The 17,841-nt window shown below is 68.3% G+C and carries 14 protein-coding genes; 5 read left to right on the top strand and 9 right to left on the bottom strand.

Annotated features, from left to right (window positions below; genetic code table 11):
- Positions 1-9: 9 nt before the first annotated feature.
- From NE2_RS03455 to pdxR, 3 genes are all read right to left on the bottom strand, one after another.
- Positions 10-603 (bottom strand): hypothetical protein, encoded by a 594-nt coding sequence (locus tag NE2_RS03455; RefSeq protein WP_146165268.1) that lies wholly within the window; start codon positions 601-603, stop codon positions 10-12.
- Between the two features lie 1,028 nt (positions 604-1,631).
- A complete protein-coding gene (locus NE2_RS03450) occupies positions 1,632-3,038 on the bottom strand; it encodes a hypothetical protein (RefSeq protein WP_063909252.1) in 1,407 nt (468 codons plus the stop codon).
- Positions 3,039-3,334: 296 nt separating this feature from the next.
- Entirely contained in the window at positions 3,335-4,783 is a 1,449-nt protein-coding gene (pdxR, locus tag NE2_RS03445; protein ID WP_084493749.1) for a MocR-like pyridoxine biosynthesis transcription factor PdxR, read from the bottom strand.
- Positions 4,784-4,817: 34 nt separating this feature from the next.
- On the opposite strand from pdxR, the gene NE2_RS03440 reads away from it, so the two are divergent.
- Entirely contained in the window at positions 4,818-5,492 is a 675-nt protein-coding gene (locus NE2_RS03440) for a pyridoxamine 5'-phosphate oxidase family protein (protein WP_063023756.1), read from the top strand.
- Here NE2_RS03440 and NE2_RS03435 read toward each other — a convergent pair.
- Positions 5,479-6,705: a hypothetical protein gene (locus NE2_RS03435; protein ID WP_063023754.1), complete on the bottom strand. Its 1,227-nt coding sequence runs from the start codon at positions 6,703-6,705 to the stop codon at positions 5,479-5,481. The two genes, NE2_RS03440 and NE2_RS03435, sit on opposite strands and share 14 nt — an antisense overlap.
- Before the next feature lie 6 nt (positions 6,706-6,711).
- Entirely contained in the window at positions 6,712-7,485 is a 774-nt protein-coding gene (locus NE2_RS03430; RefSeq protein WP_063023752.1) for a crotonase/enoyl-CoA hydratase family protein, read from the bottom strand.
- Between the two features lie 53 nt (positions 7,486-7,538).
- Here NE2_RS03430 and NE2_RS03425 point away from each other — a divergent pair, with 53 nt between their 5' ends.
- Positions 7,539-8,135 (top strand): TetR/AcrR family transcriptional regulator, encoded by a 597-nt coding sequence (locus NE2_RS03425; RefSeq protein WP_063014230.1) that lies wholly within the window; start codon positions 7,539-7,541, stop codon positions 8,133-8,135.
- A gap of 10 nt (positions 8,136-8,145) precedes the next feature.
- A complete protein-coding gene (locus NE2_RS03420) occupies positions 8,146-9,765 on the top strand; it encodes an acyl-CoA dehydrogenase family protein (protein WP_063023750.1) in 1,620 nt (539 codons plus the stop codon).
- 36 nt (positions 9,766-9,801) lie between these two features.
- Here the strand turns inward: NE2_RS03420 and NE2_RS03415 are convergent, their stop codons facing one another.
- The 3 genes from NE2_RS03415 to pgi form a co-directional block, all read right to left on the bottom strand.
- Positions 9,802-10,572, bottom strand: a complete 771-nt coding sequence (locus NE2_RS03415) for an ArsR/SmtB family transcription factor (RefSeq protein ID WP_218018550.1) — start codon at positions 10,570-10,572, stop codon at positions 9,802-9,804.
- Between the two features lie 113 nt (positions 10,573-10,685).
- Positions 10,686-11,111 carry a hypothetical protein gene (locus NE2_RS03410; protein WP_063023748.1) on the bottom strand — a complete coding sequence of 142 codons (426 nt, stop codon included), beginning with the start codon at positions 11,109-11,111 and terminating at the stop codon, positions 10,686-10,688.
- A 105-nt stretch (positions 11,112-11,216) separates the two neighbouring features.
- A complete protein-coding gene (pgi, locus tag NE2_RS03405; protein WP_063023746.1) occupies positions 11,217-12,869 on the bottom strand; it encodes a glucose-6-phosphate isomerase in 1,653 nt (550 codons plus the stop codon).
- A gap of 127 nt (positions 12,870-12,996) precedes the next feature.
- Between pgi and NE2_RS03400 the strand changes: the two genes are divergently transcribed.
- A complete protein-coding gene (locus tag NE2_RS03400) occupies positions 12,997-14,448 on the top strand; it encodes an NAD-dependent succinate-semialdehyde dehydrogenase (RefSeq protein ID WP_030515072.1) in 1,452 nt (483 codons plus the stop codon).
- A gap of 193 nt (positions 14,449-14,641) precedes the next feature.
- Here NE2_RS03400 and NE2_RS03395 read toward each other — a convergent pair whose 3' ends face one another.
- The gene (locus NE2_RS03395) at positions 14,642-14,950 is read right to left on the bottom strand and encodes a chorismate mutase (RefSeq protein WP_036505489.1); all 309 of its coding nucleotides are present in this window, start codon (positions 14,948-14,950) and stop codon (positions 14,642-14,644) included.
- Positions 14,951-15,276: 326 nt separating this feature from the next.
- Between NE2_RS03395 and pcrA the strand changes: the two genes are divergently transcribed.
- Positions 15,277-17,826 carry a DNA helicase PcrA gene (gene pcrA, locus NE2_RS03390; protein WP_084493733.1) on the top strand — a complete coding sequence of 850 codons (2,550 nt, stop codon included), beginning with the start codon at positions 15,277-15,279 and terminating at the stop codon, positions 17,824-17,826.
- Positions 17,827-17,841 lie beyond the last annotated feature (15 nt).

Raw genomic sequence — 17,841 nt, 5'->3', positions numbered from 1 at the left:
CGCCGTGACCTACCCCGGCCGGGATGCCGCGGCGACCAGCACCGCATGCAGCAGTCTCGCCTGGATACCCGCCGTCTCGCCGTGCTGGACCACCGTCGCGAACGCGATGCCGAGTGCCTCGTCCACATCGAATTCGCCTGGTGCCGTGGCATTCCCGGCCAATTCGGCACGCCAGTCCCGGTAGCCACGCACCACCGCGGCGAGCGTACTGTCGAGTGGCGCCTGTGTGTGCAGGTATTCCGCGATCAGGGCACGCTGCGCCTGTCTGCGTGCGACGCCACCGCCGGCGGCATCGAGAGCCCTGCCGAACGCTCGTAGCGTCGCCGGATAGATGTCCGGCGGTGTCGGCTCGTCGGATCCCGTGGTTCGGCCGGTAGCCGTCGACGTTTGGGCGGTGCGGCGGTCGAGCGTCATCGACGTGGTGCCGTCCCGGTCGTCGGGCGGTTCGCAACTCCACCGCACGATTCCGAATTCGTCGTCGAGTTCGGCCACCGCGACGATATCCAGCGCGATCATCGGATAGTCGGTGAGCACTCGGTCCACCGCGGTCACGAAATCCTGGACGGCCGCGAGCTGGAGGCCGGGGGAGTCGAACCCGGCCACCTGGACGCTGTGCCGCTCGGCCAATGCGCGTGCCAGCCGGACGATCGAGGGATCGGAGGCCGGCCGTTCACGGGTGCCACGCCGATCACGCTCACGGGCCTTGTCACCGGAGGGCGTGTTCGGCCGTGGCGGGGTGCGGTGCTGAGGATCCGTCCCGGTGTTACCGGGACTCCCGGAGTTGCCCGGCGCGCCCGGCATTCGAGGCGGAGCGGTTGTCCCGGGAGGCTGCCCGGTCCATGGGGTTTCGCGCTGCCCGACGGGGCCCGCTGCCCGACTTCCGGTCGGCCCACCCGGCGTCCGGCGCGCGTCCCGCCGACCGCGCGGCGGTGATACCGCAGCGGACGGGGGCGCCGAGGCGGGCCGGGACCGGTTGCCGGATTCGCCGGCCGCATCGCGACTGTCCGGACCTGTCTCGGGCCGAGAACGACTCCACGGCGCCCGCGACGGCCGATCATCATTCGGAACGGCCCGACCCTGGGATCCCTCCGGCGACCGGGCGCTACCGACCGACTGTTGCCCCCCGGGTAACTGTTGTCCGCCGGGCGGATGTTGTTCGGTGCGGCTCGCTCCGCGAGCAGGGTATCGCGCAGACGACTGCTCCGGGGACAGACCGGCCCGATCGGACGGCACCGGTGAACGCACATCGCCGGGCGAGGACGGGCCGGCCACATCATTCGGCCACGACCCGGTGAGGTTGTCTGCCCCCGGGCCCCGAGCGTCGGCCGCCCCGGCCACGCGCGCGGCGTTGTCGGCATCCTGTATGCCGAATTCGTTTGCGGTGCTGTTGATTCCGGCAGCGGTACTGCGCAGGTGTTCCTGCATTGCCTGCACGTTGGCCAGTACTTGATCGGCATGTGGCGTGAACTGATCGGCGAATGCTCGACCCATGTGGTCGTCGCCCCAGCTACCTTCGGCTCGGTTCAGGCAATCCTGTAGCCCGGCATGGGTCTGCTTCACCCGATCGGCGATGTCGGCCAGCCGTGCGGCGCGCTCGCGCAGGCCGGCCAAGTCCAATCGAAGTTCGCCGCTCATCGCCCGCCTCGGGCCGGTAATGTCCCGCCGCTGACCCGCAGCCGGAACCGCCGCTCGAAGTCGGTGATGAAGGCGGACAGCGGCACCGATGAGCTCGAACGCTCCACGACCCCATCGTCTGCGACATAGAAGACTGCCCGGTCGAGCGCTATCTCGTTGTCCGGCACCGGCGATCGCACCATCCAGCCCACGCTGATCCGCTCGGCCCGCAACGTCGAGAGGGGGTACCCGGTCGTGTCCTCGCCCCGCCCACGGATGTGCTCGCGGACCAGGTGCAACGCCTTCGTTTCGCGGATCCCGGCGACATCACCGGCAACCAGATCCGCGAGCAGGAACTGGAACAGTGCACCGTCGACATCGGCCTCGGTGTCGTCCCCGACGACCTGCATGATCGCCTCGCGCGTCACAGCCGCGGCCTGCGCGGCCGATACCAGCAGCGCCGCGGCATCGGCTGATGGGCTGTCCAACACACCGGCCACTACTTTCGCCACCATGTCGCCCGTCCACACGGCAGGCAACGCCGCCGCGCATTCCGAGATCGGAGCGGATTCACCGCGGTACCACTGCCCCTTCTCCCACCAATAGCAGAACGAGAGCATGCCGGTCATCACTCGGGGGTTGAGCACCGGGTCTACCACCCAGTCAGGCGCTCCCGCAAACAATTTCGGCATTGCGCCCTCACCGTTGTAGGCGGCATCCAAGATCGGCGCATCCCAAACGCCTCCCGATAGCACCGCCCGATCGCCGGGCAGCAGCGTCAACGTCGAACCACTGTGTCTTGCACTTTCGAAAACGCCGACAGATGGACCGATCCGCGGCCCTCGTTCCGATCCGACCGCGACGAAGGCCCCGGCCAGTACCGCCCACCGTGCCCACAACACCGCCAGGTCCGGCAACTCGCCGGTGACGGGCATCGCCTGCACACCCGCACTCCGGTCCGCGCGCACATCGTCCGCAGCCGCGCGTGGTGGCCTCGACTGGGGTGCACCGCGCCCGATATAGGCGGCCAGCCACACCGGCAGCCGACCGCGCGGATAACGTTCCAGATCGGCCAGATACGCCTGCGGCGCGAACAGTTGCTCACCGGGAAACGGCTCCGCGCCCTGATCGGTGACCACCTCGGCTCCGTCGGCATCGACGTACACCATCAGCCGCCACCATGGTCCGTCCGTTAGCGCCCCCGACAGTTGTCGGTGCCGGCGCACCAACTCCGACACTTCCTCGGACACCTGACACCGGACCGGGCTGTCGCCATCATGGGCGAGGAACAACGCCGATTCGGCGACAACGGTTATAGCGAACGAAGCCTCCAGGCGTTGCCATCCCGGCGGCGCGATACCGCGCAGTCCGGCGACGATCCGATCGGCCAACTCCGCGAGCTCCGCACCCCCGGAACCGATCACAGCACACTCCCACGTCAGCTGACCTTCTGCCCAGCAAGCGGCCCTGCGCACCTCGTCTGGAGAGCGTCGGATGCGATTCCCACGATCGCTTCGACCGGTTGGGCAGGACCACACTTGGATCGCAGATTCCGCGATCGGGGGGCCAAGTGCAAGCCGTCTCCCTTACCAGCCATGGAAAGCTCGACCGCCGGGCCGGTCTGATCGGGCATAGTCGCTGCGCCCGGACTTCATCAGCGGCGGCGCGAGCGCAGTGATGTGGTGGCTTGCGGCTCCGATTCGAAGCATTCGTGCGGATCTCATCTGTGGGGGTGTGCGAGGCATTCGGCGGCAATGGCAATCGCCGAGTTCAATTCGGATTGGGTAGGAGCCGCGTACCCGATCGGCGCGCCGAAGGTATGCGGGCTCCCGGCGTGATGGCGGGCGAGGCCGTCGAGCCGTACCCCGCGATCACGGGCGCGGGCGATCGCGGCTTCCTCGACCGCGGCGGATTCGAGCGGAACCAGCACATGTGATCCGGCATGGTCGCCGACGACATCGAGCCCGCGGGCGCGAAGTTCGGCAACCACGAGTGCCCGGCGCGGCGGCATCTCACGGCGCAGGCGGCGCAGATGACGGGCCAGGTCGCCGTGCCGGGCGAGTTCGGCGAACACCAGCTGACCGGCGGGGGCCGGGCAGGTGCCGGTGCTTTCCCGATGGGCCGTCACGGCGTCCGTGACAGCCCGGGAGGCGACGAGCCAGCCGACGCCGAGCGTGGTGGATAGAATTTTCGAGGTGGTGCCGAGATGGATCACCCGACTCGGGTCGAGGCTCGCCAGCAGTGGCAAAGGGGCGCTGTCGTAACGCAGTTCGCCGTCGTAGTCGTCCTCGATGATCAGCGCGCCGGTACGCCGGGCGAAGTCGATCAGTTCGACGCGGCGGGCGGCGGGCATCCGGGCACCGAGCGGGAACTGATGGGCCGGGGTGCAGTAGACGGCGCGCACATCGGCGGGAATCCTGTCCACTCGAATGCCCTTGTCGTCCAGAGGGATCGGCAGTACCTCGATTCCCGCGGCGCGGAAGGCGCCGACCGCGCGGAGGTAGCCGGGATCCTCGACGGCCACGGTGTCGCCGCGGCGCAGCATGGCGTGGGCGAGTTCGCCGACCGCCGAACTGGTACCGCAGGTGGCGAGGACGACACTGTCGGTGCCGGGAGCGAGGCCACGATGGCGGAGCAGATGTTCGGTGATCATGGCGAGGTAATCCGGTTCGCCGCCGCGGTCCTTGCGCGCCGACGGCAGCCGGTCACTCGCGGCGCGCCAGGCGCGACGCCAGGCCGCGCGGTCTATCGCCGCCACGCAGGGGGCGCCCGGGGCCAGGTCGAGCAGTTCGCCGACGGCATCCGAAAGAGCGTTCGCCGCAACGGGTTCCGGTACCGATGCCGGTGCGGTGGTGAGGTAGGTGCCCGAGCCGTGCCGTCCCGAGATCCAGCCCTCGGCATGTAGTTGGTCGTAGGCGGCGGTGACAACAGTGCGGCTGACGCCCAGGCGTTCGGCCAGAGCACGGGACGAAGGGAGTCGCTCGCCACCTTGCAGCCGGCCGGCCGTCGCCGCGGCGCGCAGTTCGTCGGCCACCTGAACCGACAGCGGGCGTGGTGCATCGCGATCGATCGACAGCGGGAGGTCCTCCACGATGCTCCCTTCGGCTCGGATGCCCGACAGCGCGGCGTCCGCACAAGTGGACTTCCGGAATAGCTCCTGATTGGCCATATGACGATGCCACCCGATCATAGAACCTGGTCATATGACAGGAACACCCACGCGTCCGAAGCTCTCGCCGACCCAGCGGAGCACCGTCACCCGCTACCGGGACCGCGCCGCCACCGACCGCGCGGCCCTGGACGAAGTGCTCGACGCCGGACTGATCTGCCATATCGGGGTGACCCTGCACGGCGCGCCCGTCGTGCTGCCGACGGTCTACGGTCGCAGCGCCGACACGCTGTATCTGCACGGGTCCACCGGCGCCGGCAACCTGCGCGCCGCCCTCACCGGTGACATCTGCGTCGCGGTGAGTCTGGTCGATGCGATCGTGTATGCCCGTGCGGCCATGCACTTTTCGATGAACTACCGCTCCGCCGTGATCCACGGGCGCCCGGTCGAAGTCACCGACCCCGAGGAGCGGCTACGCGCGTTGCGCGCCATCGTCGACCATTCCGCCCCCGGCGCCTGGGACACCGTGCGTCCGCCCGACAAGAAGGAGTTGGCGGCCACTCTGGTCCTGGCCCTCGACCTCGCCGAGGCCTCGGTGAAGACCCGCACCGGCGATCCCTCCGACGATCCCGCCGACCTGAACAGCGACGCCTGGGCGGGCCTGCTCCCGGTCCGTCAGGTTTTCGGCACTCCGATCCCGGCGCCCGACCTGGTACGCCCGGGCGCCGTCCCGGACCACGTGACGGCGCGGATCCTCACCACGCGGTGACCGGTACCTCGAATCGTTCGATCGCCTTCCGCGCGAAATCGACCAGCGCATCGGAGGATTCGATCCGCTCCTGGTCCAGGCCCACCAGAGCGAGGGTGTACGTGTGCCCGATCCGGCACAGGTAGGCCGCGAGGCGGGTGCGGGGGAGCGCCGTCGGTTGCAGTCCGGGATGGATGGCCCGGGCGGCGACGCCGGTGCAGCGATGCGGGCCCAGCTGTGCCAGCGAGGCCGGGAGGGTGCCGATGTTCGAGCACAGAATGTCACGTTCGCCCGCACCCCGGGAGAGCCGGTGCGCGACGCGCGCGGGCAGCACCTGCAGCAGTTCCGCGGGCATGCCCGGGGGACCGGACATCCGGTATTCGTATGCGGCACGGCACTTCTCACGCAGGGTCGCGGGAGTATCGGTGCGCTCGACCACCACTTCGGTCATGGCCATGTCGTTGTTGACGCGGCGATCGTCGCGGGTGTCGACGGGAACGGCGGCGGTTATCGGCGAATCGGGAAAACCGCTGTCCCACAGCATCTTCGCGACGACGTGGAGGAACAGGCTGTTCGCCGTTCCGCCCCGCCCCGCCGCGGCCAGCTCCCAGTCCGCCGCCGGAAATTGCAGGACCGCGTCGGTTGTCGTCGCCGTCTCGGCGCTGCGGCACGCTCCGTCACCGGGTTCCCGTGGCACCCCGTGTCGCAGGGCGCGCGCACTGCCGGACAACACGGTGGTCCACTGCTTGGCCGCATCGGCCCAATCCGACTGCGGCGCGGCATAATCCGTGAGCGGCGAGCCGGACAGCGCGTGGTCGACGGCCAGCGCCAGGCCGCGTCCATCGGCTAGGGCATGCGAACACGTCAGTGCCACCACCGAACCGCCCTCGCGCAGCGCCGCCGCGGACAGCCGCCACCCCGGCCCGAATTCCGGATCCAGATCGTAGCCCTGTTCGTCGGCCCAGCTCAGCAGGTCGGCGGTGGCGATGCCGCCGCCGGCGATGCGCAACGGATGGGCGCCGTTGTTGCGCCGCCAGTACGGCCGCGCGCCCGGCACTCGGGGGCGGACGACGCGGCGGCCGAGGGGGCCGACGCGCAGGGCGGCGTGGATCTGTTCCAGCAGCCGCCTGTCTATCGGGTCGGCGGTGCGCCACAATCCCTGCAGCGCACTGGGAGTGCCCAGACCGCGATGGGCGCGCAGGAAGATCTCGTCGACGACGCTGAGCCGGCCCATCGCCGTTCAGGCCGGCGATCCGTGCCGGCCCGCACCGCCGGCGAACCGCTGCGCGCCCTCGAGCGCACCGTCGGCCAGCGCGGTGAAGCCGTAGCGGAACTCGCGGGCCATCGCCTCCGATTCGTCCAGCCCCCACTGCTCCAGCGCCGACATCCGGTCCGAACGCAGGCAGGTCTGCGGCAGGGCGGCCAGCTCGGCGGCGAGTCGCTCTGCGGCGGAACGGGATTCACCGGGGCCGACGACCCGGTTGACCAGCCCGATCTGCAAAGCCTCGGGTGCGGCGACGGCTCGGCCGGTGAGAATCATGTCCATCGCCCGGCCCGCGCCGACGATGCGCGGTAAGCGCACCGTGCCACCGTCGATCAGCGGGACGCCCCAGCGGCGGCAGAACACACCGAATGTGCTGTCCTGCTCGGCGATCCGCATATCGCACCACAGCGCCAGTTCCAGTCCACCGGCTACGGCATAGCCGGAGACGGCGGCGATCACCGGCTTGGACAGCGTCATGCGGGTGGGGCCCATGGGTCCGTCGCCGTCCTCGGCCGCCCGGTTGGACTTCTCGGTGCCCAGCGATTTCAGATCCGCTCCGGCGCAGAAGGTACCGCCCGCGCCCCAGAGCACCGCGACCGCCGCGGTGTCGTCGGCATCGAATTCGCGGAACGCGGCGGCCAGCGCCTGTGCGGTCGGTCCGTCGACGGCATTGCGTGCCTCGGGGCGATCCAGGATCACCGTGAAGACCGGCCCGCTGCGCTCGATTCGTACGCTCACGAATTCGACCATACGGCCCGCCCCGGCCCTTGCGTCAAGAAATGAATTTGTGATTCACTTCTTGGGTGGCGTACCGCAGAACACCCGCCGTGCAGGCGCGACTGGACGCACAGTCGCGCGCGATCGTGCACGCGGCCATGAAGGTGCTCTCGGAGCAGGGCTTCGGCGGGCTGTCGATGGCCACTGTCGCGGCGGAGGCCGGAGTCGCCACGGGAACCGTCTACAAGAGTTTCAGCGGGAAGGCCGAGTTGGTCACCGCTGTGTTCCGGGACGTCGTGACGCGCGAGGTCGCCGCGGTCGCACAGGCCGGGGCGGAGGGCGGCGTCGTCGAGCGTGTCACCGCCGCGGTGGAGACCTTCGCCGGGCGCGCGCTGAAGAATCCCAAACTCGCCTACGTCCTGCTCGCCGAACCCGTGGACGCGAGCGTCGATACCGAACGCCTGCGCTTCCGCCGGGCCTTCGCCGAAACCTTCGAGTCCGCGATCGCCGACGGTGTCGGCGCCGGGCAACTGCCGCCCCAGGACCCGCGCACCACCGCCACCGCCCTGGTCGGCGCGATCGGTGAGGTGCTGGTCGGACCGTTGGCCGAGCAACTGCAGAGCGAATCCGTGGTGCCCGAACTCGTCGCCTTCGCGCTACGCGCGCTCGGCGCGCACGAATAGGAGAATTCATATGGCCACCCACGAAGTGTTCAACCAGGTCCCGCCGATCACTCCGTTCGACTTCTCCCGCAACCCGGCCCTGACCGAGGGCCTGCACCGTGAGGGTGCGGGCTGGGCCGAAGCCGAGGTGCGCGAATTGGGCGCGCTGGCAGGAAGTTTCGAGGCGCAGGAGTGGGGCCGGCTGGCCAACGAGTACCCGCCGGTGCTGCATACCCACGACCGCTACGGCAATCGGGTGGACGAGGTGGAGTTCCACCCGTACTGGCACAACCTGATGGACGTCGCCGTACAGCACGGCCTGCACGGCAGCCCCTGGCTCGACGATCGGCCCGGCGCGCACGTCGCCCGCGCCGCGAAGTTCTACACCTGGGGCGTCGCCGACGCCGGACACATGTGTCCCATCTCCATGACCTACGCCGCGGTTCCGGCACTGCGCCACAATCCCGAACTGGCCGCTCGCTTCGAGCCGCTACTCGGTTCGCGCACCTACGATTTCGGCCTGCGCGAGCCCTCGTCGAAGGCCGGGCTGATCGCCGGGATGTCCATGACGGAGAAGCAGGGCGGCTCCGACGTGCGGGCCAACACCACCACGGCCACACCGCAATCCGACGGTACCTATCGCATCGTCGGGCACAAGTGGTTCACCTCCGCGCCCATGTCGGATATGTTCCTGACGCTGGCGCAAGCGCCCGGCGGCCTGTCCTGCTTCCTGCTGCCGCGCGTGCTGCCCGACGGCAGCCGTAACGCGCTGCGGCTGCAGCGCCTGAAGGACAAGCTGGGCAACAAGTCCAACGCGTCCTCGGAAATCGAGTACGAGAACGCGACGGGCTGGCTGGTAGGCGCCGAGGGCGCGGGTGTGAAGACCATCATCGAGATGGTGAATATGACCCGTCTCGACTGTGTGATCGGTTCCGCGACCGGCATGCGCACCGGCGTGGTCTACGCCGCTCACCACGCCCGGCATCGGGAAGCGTTCGGCGCCAAGCTCGTCGACCAGCCGGCCATGCGCAATGTGCTGGCCGACCTGGTCATCGAATCCGATGCCGCGACGACGGTGATGATGCGGCTGGCCGGTGCCACCGACCGCGCCGCGACCGATCCCGCCGAGGCGGCGCTGCGTCGAATCGCATTGGCGGTGACCAAGTATTGGGTCTGCAAGCGTGCCCCCGCACACGCGGCCGAGGCGCTGGAATGCTTCGGCGGCAACGGCTATGTCGAGGAATCCGGTATGCCGCGGCTCTATCGGGAGGCGCCGCTGATGTCGATCTGGGAGGGCTCGGGCAATGTGGCGGCGTTGGACGCCCTGCGCGCCATGGGCCGGCAGCCGGAGACGGTCGAGGCCTACTTCAACGAGGTCTCGCTGGCCCGCGGCGCCAACCACCACCTCGACGACGCGATCGACCGAATCGGCAAGGAGCTCACCGACCTCAGCGATATCGAGTTCCGCGCCCGGCGGGTGGTCGAACTGATGGCGTTGGTGTTGCAGGGCGCGCAGTTGGTGCGCCACGGCCATGCCGCCGTGGCGGATGCCTTCTGCGCCAGCCGATTCGGTGGCGACTGGGGAATCGCCTTCGGCACCCTCCCGGTGGGAGTGGATACCGAGGCGATCCTGCAGCGCGCCTTCGTCTGATCCGAATTCGTCTGATCCGGATTCGCCCGATCCGGCTCAGCCGACCGGTTCGCTCGACATCTCCCACGGGGCCTGCGGCAGTACGTCGCCGGTCTCGAGCAGGGACTTGAGGTTGGCCAGCACGGCCGGCCAGCCGCTCGAAATGCCTTGCAGCATCTCCTGATTCGGCAGATTCTCGTGCGTGACGGTGAGCCGGACGATATCGCGGTGCGGTTCGACGAGGAAGGTGACCAGCGACGGCGAGCGGTCGGCGTCGGGCGTATCCTCGAAGGTCACCGCGAGGCGGTGCGGCGGATCCGATTCGATCACCTCGCCGACGACGTCGACGGCCCCCGAGCCGTCGACGCGGCGGTGCTCCCAGCTCGAACCCGGTTGCCAGTCCGACACATTCGCGTGTCCCCAGTACCGGGCGGTGAGATCGGCGTCGGTCAGTGCCTTCCACACCTCGTCGGCGCTGGCATGGATATAGGTGACGTAGACGTAGTTGGGCACGGTGGTGCTCATGGCGTACTCCTCAGCCTGGTTTTTGATGGCCCGGATCGCATCCAGTCGCGGCCTGTCGAAGACGGAGATCCATCGTTGTTCGATGTCGTGGATAGGTGCCGGATTGATGTAGTGCACCCGTTCCCGCCCGCGTCGCAGCACGGTGACCAGTCCCGCTCGCACCAGGATGTCGAGATGCTGCGTCAGTGACTGGCGCGCCATCTCGACCCGCTCGCACAATTCGCGCAGAGTCTGCCCGTTCTGCTCGCGAAGCCGATCCAGCACCAGCCGCCGCGTCGGGTCGGCCAATGCCTTGAAGACCACGTCCAAATCCGGTTCGGGTTGCACGGGAAAATTATGCAGGCATTTACCTGCATAAGTCAACGGGTCGGGTGAGCAAGCAGGCGAAGATACGGCGCCGTTGGTCGTCGCTGATGTCAGGGCGCGGCGGCGATGGCCAGGCCGATCAGCGCGACCACCTTCAGCAGCTCGAGCCCGATGTACCAGTAGTGCGCCGTCGAGCGCGGTCCGTCCTCACCGGCCAGGACCCGGTTCGAACGCCGGGTCAGCGGCGGCCGGACCGCCCCCACCTGTATCGCCAGTACGACCGCCGCGCCGATCAGCCATCCCCAGGTCGCCCCGCTCGGGCCTACCACGGCCGCCGAAATCAGCAACAGCACCGCCAAGACGGCCTCGGTGATGTTCAGCGCCTTGAACACCAGCCGACCTATACCCAGCCCGAGGGCGAGCGTCACTCCCGGCGCGCGGAACTTCAGCGGCGCCTCCAGGAAGGAGATGGCCAGCACCATGCCGAGCCACAGCATCGGCAGGAACCACAGCAGATGTTGTGCAACCGAGGTCATATTCCGGACGTTACAACGGGGCATCGGGCCATGGCAGTGCCCTGCTCACATTCCCGGCATGAGATCAATTACGCATCCGGGCGGGGTATTTTCCGTGGTCGCGGGTCAGCGGTGGCCGCGATACCACCGAATCAGCGCATCGGTCGACGAATCCGATTGCGGTGCCGGATCTTCCGCGGAGGTGAGCAGCGGCTCCAGGGCGAGCGCCTGCTGTTTGCCCAGCTCCACGCCCCACTGGTCGAAACTGTCGATTCCCCAGATGGTGCCCTCGACGAAGACCTGATGTTCGTAGAGCGCGATCAACTGCCCGACCACCGACGGGGTGAGCTGCGGGGCCAGGATCGTGGTGGAGGGCCGGTTACCGGGCATCACGCGATGCGGCACCAGGGCCGGATCGAACCCCGGAGTTCCGCCGTCCTCGGCCTCGATCTCCTCCGCCGTGCGCCCGAAGGCCAGCACCTTCGTCTGCGCGAACAGATTGCTCATCAGAATGTCGTGCATGCTGCCGGACCCATCGCGCGTCGCGAGATCGTCGGTGGGACGGGCGAATCCGATGAAATCGGCCGGCACCAGCCGGGTGCCCTGATGCAGCAGCTGGTAGAAGGCGTGCTGCCCGTTCGTTCCGGGCTCGCCCCAGAAGATCTCGCCGGTCGAGGTCGTCACCGGACTGCCGTCCAGCCGTACCGATTTGCCGTTCGACTCCATGGTCAGCTGCTGCAGATAGGCCGGGAAGCGCGCCAGATCGTTGGAGTACGGCAGCACCGCGCGCGACTGCGCACCGAAGAAATTCGAGTACCAGACCCCGAGCAGGCCGAGCAGGATCGGCGCATTGCGCTCCGGCGGCGCGGAGACGAAATGTTCGTCCACACTGTGCATTCCGGCGAGGAATTCGGCGAACCGCTCCTTCCCGATCACCGCCATCATCGACAGCCCGATCGCGGAATCCACCGAATAACGGCCGCCGACCCAATCCCAGAACTCGAACATATTCGCGGTATCGATACCGAAATCCGCCACCCGCTGCGCGTGGGTGGACACCGCCACGAAATGTTTGGCGACCGCGTCCTCGCCGAGCGCCGCGACCAGCCAGCGCCGCGCCGCGGTGGCGTTGGTGAGCGTCTCCAGCGTCGAAAACGTCTTGGAGGCAACGACGAACAGAGTGCGCGCCGGATCGAGGCCGTCGAGTTTCGCGGTCAGATCCGCCGGATCGATATTGGAGACGAATCGTGCCGATATCCCGGCATCCGCGTAGTGCCGCAACGCTTGATACAGCATGGCGGGACCCAGATCCGAGCCGCCGATGCCGATGTTCACCACCGTGGAGATGCGTTCACCGCCCGCGCCGCGCCACTGTCCCGACCGCACCGCATCGGTGAAATCGCCCATCCGGCGCAGGACTTCGTGCACCTGCGCACCCGCGTCGGCGCCGTCGATCATCATCGACGCGCCGGCCGGCAGGCGCAGTGCCACATGCCCCACCGCGCGGTCCTCGGAGGTGTTGATGTGCTCGCCCGCGAACATCGCGTCGCGGCGCCGCGCCACACCCGCCGTCTCCGCCAGATCGAGCAGTAGATCCAGGGTTTCGCGCGTGATGCGGTGCTTGCTGTAGTCGATGTGGAGATCGCCGACCTCGACGGTCAGCTCGCGTCCCCGGTCCGGATCCTCGGCGAAGAATTCGCGCAGATGCCGGTCGGCCACGGCCGAATAGTGATCGTGCAGTTTCCGCCAGGCCGCCGTCGCGGTGATGTCGCTGCTCACTCCCGCGAGATTACAGACCGGTTCCCGTACGCGCAGGGAGTGATGTCGCTGGCTCTGCCGTCGCAGACAGTCACCGCCCACCCTGCAGTTGCCCGCGCCTGTGTCCATCGCGGCCTACCCTGAGCACATGGTGTCGCAAACCGAGTTACTCGAATCCGTCCCCACTCAACTCTGGATCGGCGGGCCGGTGGATGCCACCGGTGGCGCCACCTTCGCGGTCGAGAATCCGGCGACCGGAGAGCCCCTCGCACACGTTGCCGACGCCACCCCCGAGGACGCCGTGCGGGCCCTCGACGCGGCCGTGGCCGCTCAGGACAGCTGGGCGGCGACCCCGGCCCGCGAACGCGGTGAGATCCTGCGCGCGGTCTACGAGCGGATCGTCGAGCGCACCGAGGACTTCGCACTGCTGATGACCCTGGAAATGGGTAAGGCGCTGCCGGAGAGCCGCAACGAGGTGCGCTACGGCGCCGAATTCTTCCGCTGGTTCAGCGAGGAAGCGGTCCGGGTGCACGGCCGCTACCAGACCGCGCCCACCGGCACCGGCCGCATCGTGGTCCACAAGCAGCCGGTCGGACCGTGCCTGGCCATCACACCCTGGAATTTCCCGCTCGCGATGGGTACCCGCAAGATCGGCCCGGCCCTGGCCGCAGGCTGCACGATGATCGTCAAGCCCGCGTCGGCCACGCCGCTGACCATGCTGCTGCTGGCGAAGCTGTGCAGTGAGGCCGGGCTGCCGGACGGCGTGTTGTCGGTGATCACCTCCAGCCACTCAGGCGCGGTGACCGAGCCGCTGATCAACGATCCGCGGCTGCGCAAACTCACCTTCACCGGCTCGACCGGGGTGGGCAAGAAACTGGTCGAGAAGTCCGCCAACGGCCTGCTGCGCACCTCGATGGAGCTGGGCGGCAACGCCCCGTTCGTGGTCTTCGACGACGCCGACATCGATGCCGCGGTGCAGGGCGCGATGCTGGCGAAGCTGCGCAACGGCGGCGAGGCCTGTACCGCCGCCAACCGGTTCCACGTGCACAACTCGGTCCGCGCGGAGTTCACCGACAAACTCGTCGCCGCCATGCAGGAGGTCAAGCTCGGCCCGGGTGACGACCCGTCGACCACCCTCGGCCCGCTGATCAACCAGGACCAGCTCGACACCGTCAGCGAACTGGTCGAGGACGCGGTCGAACGCGGCGCCGAGGTGCGCATCGGCGGTAAGGCGCCCGGCGGGACCGGGTACTACTACCCGGCGACCGTGCTGTGCGAGGTGCCCGAGCAGGCCCGCATTCTCAGCGAGGAGGTGTTCGGCCCGGTCGCGCCGATCGTCGGATTCGATACCGAGGAGGAGGGCCTCGCCGCCGCCAACGACACCGAATTCGGTCTGGTCGCTTACGTGTACACCCGCGATCTGGATCGTGCGCTGCGCATCGCGGAGGGGCTGGAGAGCGGAATGGTCGGCATCAACCGCGGCGTCATCTCCGATCCGGCGGCGCCGTTCGGCGGGGTCAAGGCCTCCGGATTCGGCCGGGAGGGCGGCTTCGAGGGAATCGAGGAGTATCTGTCGACGAAGTACATCGCCCTGCCCTGATCCGGCAGTTCCCGGATACGAAACGGCCGCCCCGGGGGATCGGCACCCGGGGCGGCCTGGGGTCGCGGAGTTCGTCGAGACGATCGCCGCGTGGTCTCGAGGGGCTGCCTATGCGGCAGTCCGGTAAGTGGCCGATGCGGCCGTTGATCAGTGGCCGAGGCGGCTGTAGATCAGTGGCCGAGGCGGCTGTAGATCAGTGGCCGAGGCGGCCGCGGCCCAAGCGGAGCAGCAGCATGGCCAGCGTGTGACCTTCCTGACCCAGTTCGCTGAAGCGCTCCAGCACCTTCATCTCGCGAGAGTGCACCAGGCGCGGGCCACCGTTGGCCATACGGGTGCGGCCGATGATGCGCGAGACCTCGGTGCGTCGCTTGATGGCCGCGAGAATCTCGGCGTCGAGGCGATCGATCTCCTTGCGGAGCTTCTCGATCTCCGCCTCGCTACTCGGCAACGTCGCATCGGAACCGGTCGCGGGCTGATCAATCGGCTCAGTAGAGGTGCTCATACTTTCTTCTCCTCGTGTCAGAACTTCGATCGGCGTGCGGCCCTGCCCCGTTACCGATCTAGTTCCTCCACCGTGAAACAGACCTGTTCGGCCTTGAATTGTCCCCCGTCGAGTGTGCGCTCACGTGCGAAATCGGCGACCACGAATACCTTCGTACGCCTGAACAGCAGAGGTCGTGAGCGCGCTGGTCATGTGGCCAGTCTGCCACGTGGGGCAAGTGAGGCAAAGTTCTCGTCGTTGAGAATGCGCTGAAATCGCGGTCGAGAATGCGCTGAGATCGCGCCGGACTACAGCATGTCGGTGGCCGCCGGTAGCGTGGATGGACGATGGAGACGACGGTGGCGGCAACAGCGGCGGGGACGGCAACGGTGAGTACGGCGGCAACGCGAGGCGCGGTCGGATCCGCGCGGGCCGAGGGGCAGGCGCAGCGCCTGCTCGAGGGCTTGAATCCGCAGCAGCGGGCGGCGGTCGTGCACGCGGGTTCGCCACTGCTGATCGTGGCCGGCGCCGGCTCCGGGAAGACCGCGGTCCTCACCCGGCGCATCGCCTATCTGCTGGCCGAACGCGGAGTCACGCCCGGGCAGATCCTCGCCATCACGTTCACCAACAAGGCCGCCGCGGAGATGCGCGAGCGCGTGACCGACCTGGTCGGTCCGCGTGCCGCCGCCATGTGGGTGTCCACCTTCCACTCCTCCTGCGTGCGCATCCTGCGCATGCAGGCGAACCTGCTGCCCGGCGCGTTGAACTCGAACTTCTCCATCTACGACGCCGACGACTCGCGCCGCCTGCTGGCGATGATCATTCGCGACCAGAATCTGGATCCGAAGAAGTATTCGCCGCGACTGCTCGCGACCGCGATCTCCAATCTCAAGAACGAGCTCATCGACCCCGAAACGGCCACGGCGGACGCGGAATCCGACGAGACCGAACTGCCCGGCATCGTCGCCCGGGTCTACACCGAATACCAGCGGCGGCTGCGCGCGGCCAATGCCTTCGACTTCGACGATCTGATCGGCGAGACGGTCGCGCTCCTGCAGAGCCACCCGCAGGTCGCCGAGTACTACCGCCGTCGCTTCCGGCATGTGCTGGTCGACGAGTACCAGGACACCAACCACGCCCAGTACGTACTGGTGCGTGAGCTGGTCGGCCATCATGTGCGACCGCCGGCCGGCGAACTCGACGACGCCGACGCGGGTGCCGAGGCCGCAGATCCGGAATTCACACCGGCGCGCCGCGACGATGTGGTGCCGCCCAGCGAACTGTGCGTGGTCGGTGACGCCGACCAGTCCATCTACGCGTTCCGCGGGGCGACCATCCGCAATATCGAGGAATTCGAGCGCGATTTCCCGGACGCGGAAACGATTCTGCTGGAACAGAACTACCGGTCCACCCAGCACATTCTCTCGGCGGCAAATGCGCTCATCTCCCGCAACGAGAATCGGCGCGACAAGAAGTTGTGGACCGATTCCGGCGAGGGTGATCTGATCGTCGGCTACGTCGCCGACAACGAACACGACGAGGCGTCGTTCGTCGCGCGCGAGATCGACCGGCTGGTCGAACAGGGCGACTACAACTACGGCGATGTCGCGGTGTTCTATCGCACCAACAACAATTCGCGCGCGCTGGAAGAAATCTTCATCCGCATGGGCCTGCCCTACAAGGTGGTCGGCGGAGTCCGGTTCTACGAGCGCAAGGAGGTCCGCGATGTGGTCGCCTACCTGCGTGTGCTGGAGAACCCCGACGATGCGGTGAGCCTGCGTCGCATCCTCAACACGCCGCGCCGGGGGATCGGTGACCGCGCCGAGGCCTGTGTGGCGGTGCACGCCGAACAGCGCGATATCGGCTTCGCGGCCGCGCTGCGTGACGCCGCCGACGGCAAGGTGGCCCTGCTGAACACCCGCGCGCAGCGTGCGATCGCCGGCTTCCTCGATCTGCTCGACGAGATCCGCGCGGCGGGTGTTACCGGGAACACCGAATTCCCGGATGTGGGCAATGTCGTCGAGGCGGTGCTGGACAAGACCGGCTACCGCGCCGAACTGGAGGCCTCCGACGATCCGCAGGACGGCGCCCGGCTGGACAACCTGAACGAATTGGTCAGCGTGGCAAGGGAATTCAGTTCCGAGGCGCGCAACAATGTGGAGGCCGCCCGCGAGGAGGGCCTGCTGCCCGAGGCGGCCGACGGCGAGCCGGACCCCGGTTCCCTGGCGGCGTTCCTGGAACGGGTCTCGCTGGTGGCCGATACCGATCAGATCCCGGACGAGGGCTCCGGCGTGGTCACCTTGATGACCCTGCACACCGCGAAGGGGCTGGAGTTCCCGGTGGTGTTCGTGACGGGCTGGGAGGACGGCCAGTTCCCGCATATGCGCGCGCTGGGCGATCCGGCCGAACTGGCCGAGGAACGCCGCCTGGCCTACGTCGGCATCACCCGCGCCCGGAAACGGCTCTACCTGACCCGTGCGGTGGTGCGGTCCGGGTGGGGACAGGCGGTGTCGAATCCGGAGTCCCGCTTCCTGCAGGAGATTCCGGGTCATCTGATGGATTGGCAGCGTCTGGAGCCGACTCCTCCCTCGGGCGGACGTGGCTTCCGCCGCCGCGGCGAGGACGACGGCCTGGAACGCGATTGGACCCGCGGCGACGGCTGGTCCCAGCAGCGCCCCGGCCTGCGCGACCGCGGTCCCGCCCGGCCCGCGGCCAAACACAACAACTCCGGCCTCGTCCTCGCGGTGGGTGACCGCGTCAGCGACGACAAGTACGGCCTCGGCCGAGTGGTCGCCGCCGAGGGCTTCGGCGCCCTCGCCACGGTCACCATCGACTTCGGCACCGCCGGCAAGATCCGCCTCATCCCGCAGTACAGCCGGACCCTGGTCAAGCTCTGAGCGGTTGTTCCGGCG

The sequence above is a fragment of the Nocardia elegans NBRC 108235 genome, from assembly GCF_001612845.1.
Taxonomy (GTDB): Bacteria; Actinomycetota; Actinomycetes; order Mycobacteriales; family Mycobacteriaceae; genus Nocardia; species Nocardia nova.
This window is presented reverse-complemented; position numbering and strand designations above follow the sequence as displayed.

Coding starts and splice junctions, on each gene's coding strand:
- NE2_RS03430 (WP_063023752.1), bottom strand. CDS start 7,485: ATGGTCGAATTCGTGAGCGTACGAATCGAGCGCAGCGGGCCGGTCTTC.
- NE2_RS03410 (WP_063023748.1), bottom strand. CDS start 11,111: ATGACCTCGGTTGCACAACATCTGCTGTGGTTCCTGCCGATGCTGTGG.
- NE2_RS03440 (WP_063023756.1), top strand. CDS start 4,818: ATGACAGGAACACCCACGCGTCCGAAGCTCTCGCCGACCCAGCGGAGC.
- NE2_RS03400 (WP_030515072.1), top strand. CDS start 12,997: ATGGTGTCGCAAACCGAGTTACTCGAATCCGTCCCCACTCAACTCTGG.
- NE2_RS03395 (WP_036505489.1), bottom strand. CDS start 14,950: ATGAGCACCTCTACTGAGCCGATTGATCAGCCCGCGACCGGTTCCGAT.
- NE2_RS03420 (WP_063023750.1), top strand. CDS start 8,146: ATGGCCACCCACGAAGTGTTCAACCAGGTCCCGCCGATCACTCCGTTC.
- pcrA (WP_084493733.1), top strand. CDS start 15,277: ATGGAGACGACGGTGGCGGCAACAGCGGCGGGGACGGCAACGGTGAGT.
- pdxR (WP_084493749.1), bottom strand. CDS start 4,783: ATGGCCAATCAGGAGCTATTCCGGAAGTCCACTTGTGCGGACGCCGCG.
- NE2_RS03435 (WP_063023754.1), bottom strand. CDS start 6,705: ATGGGCCGGCTCAGCGTCGTCGACGAGATCTTCCTGCGCGCCCATCGC.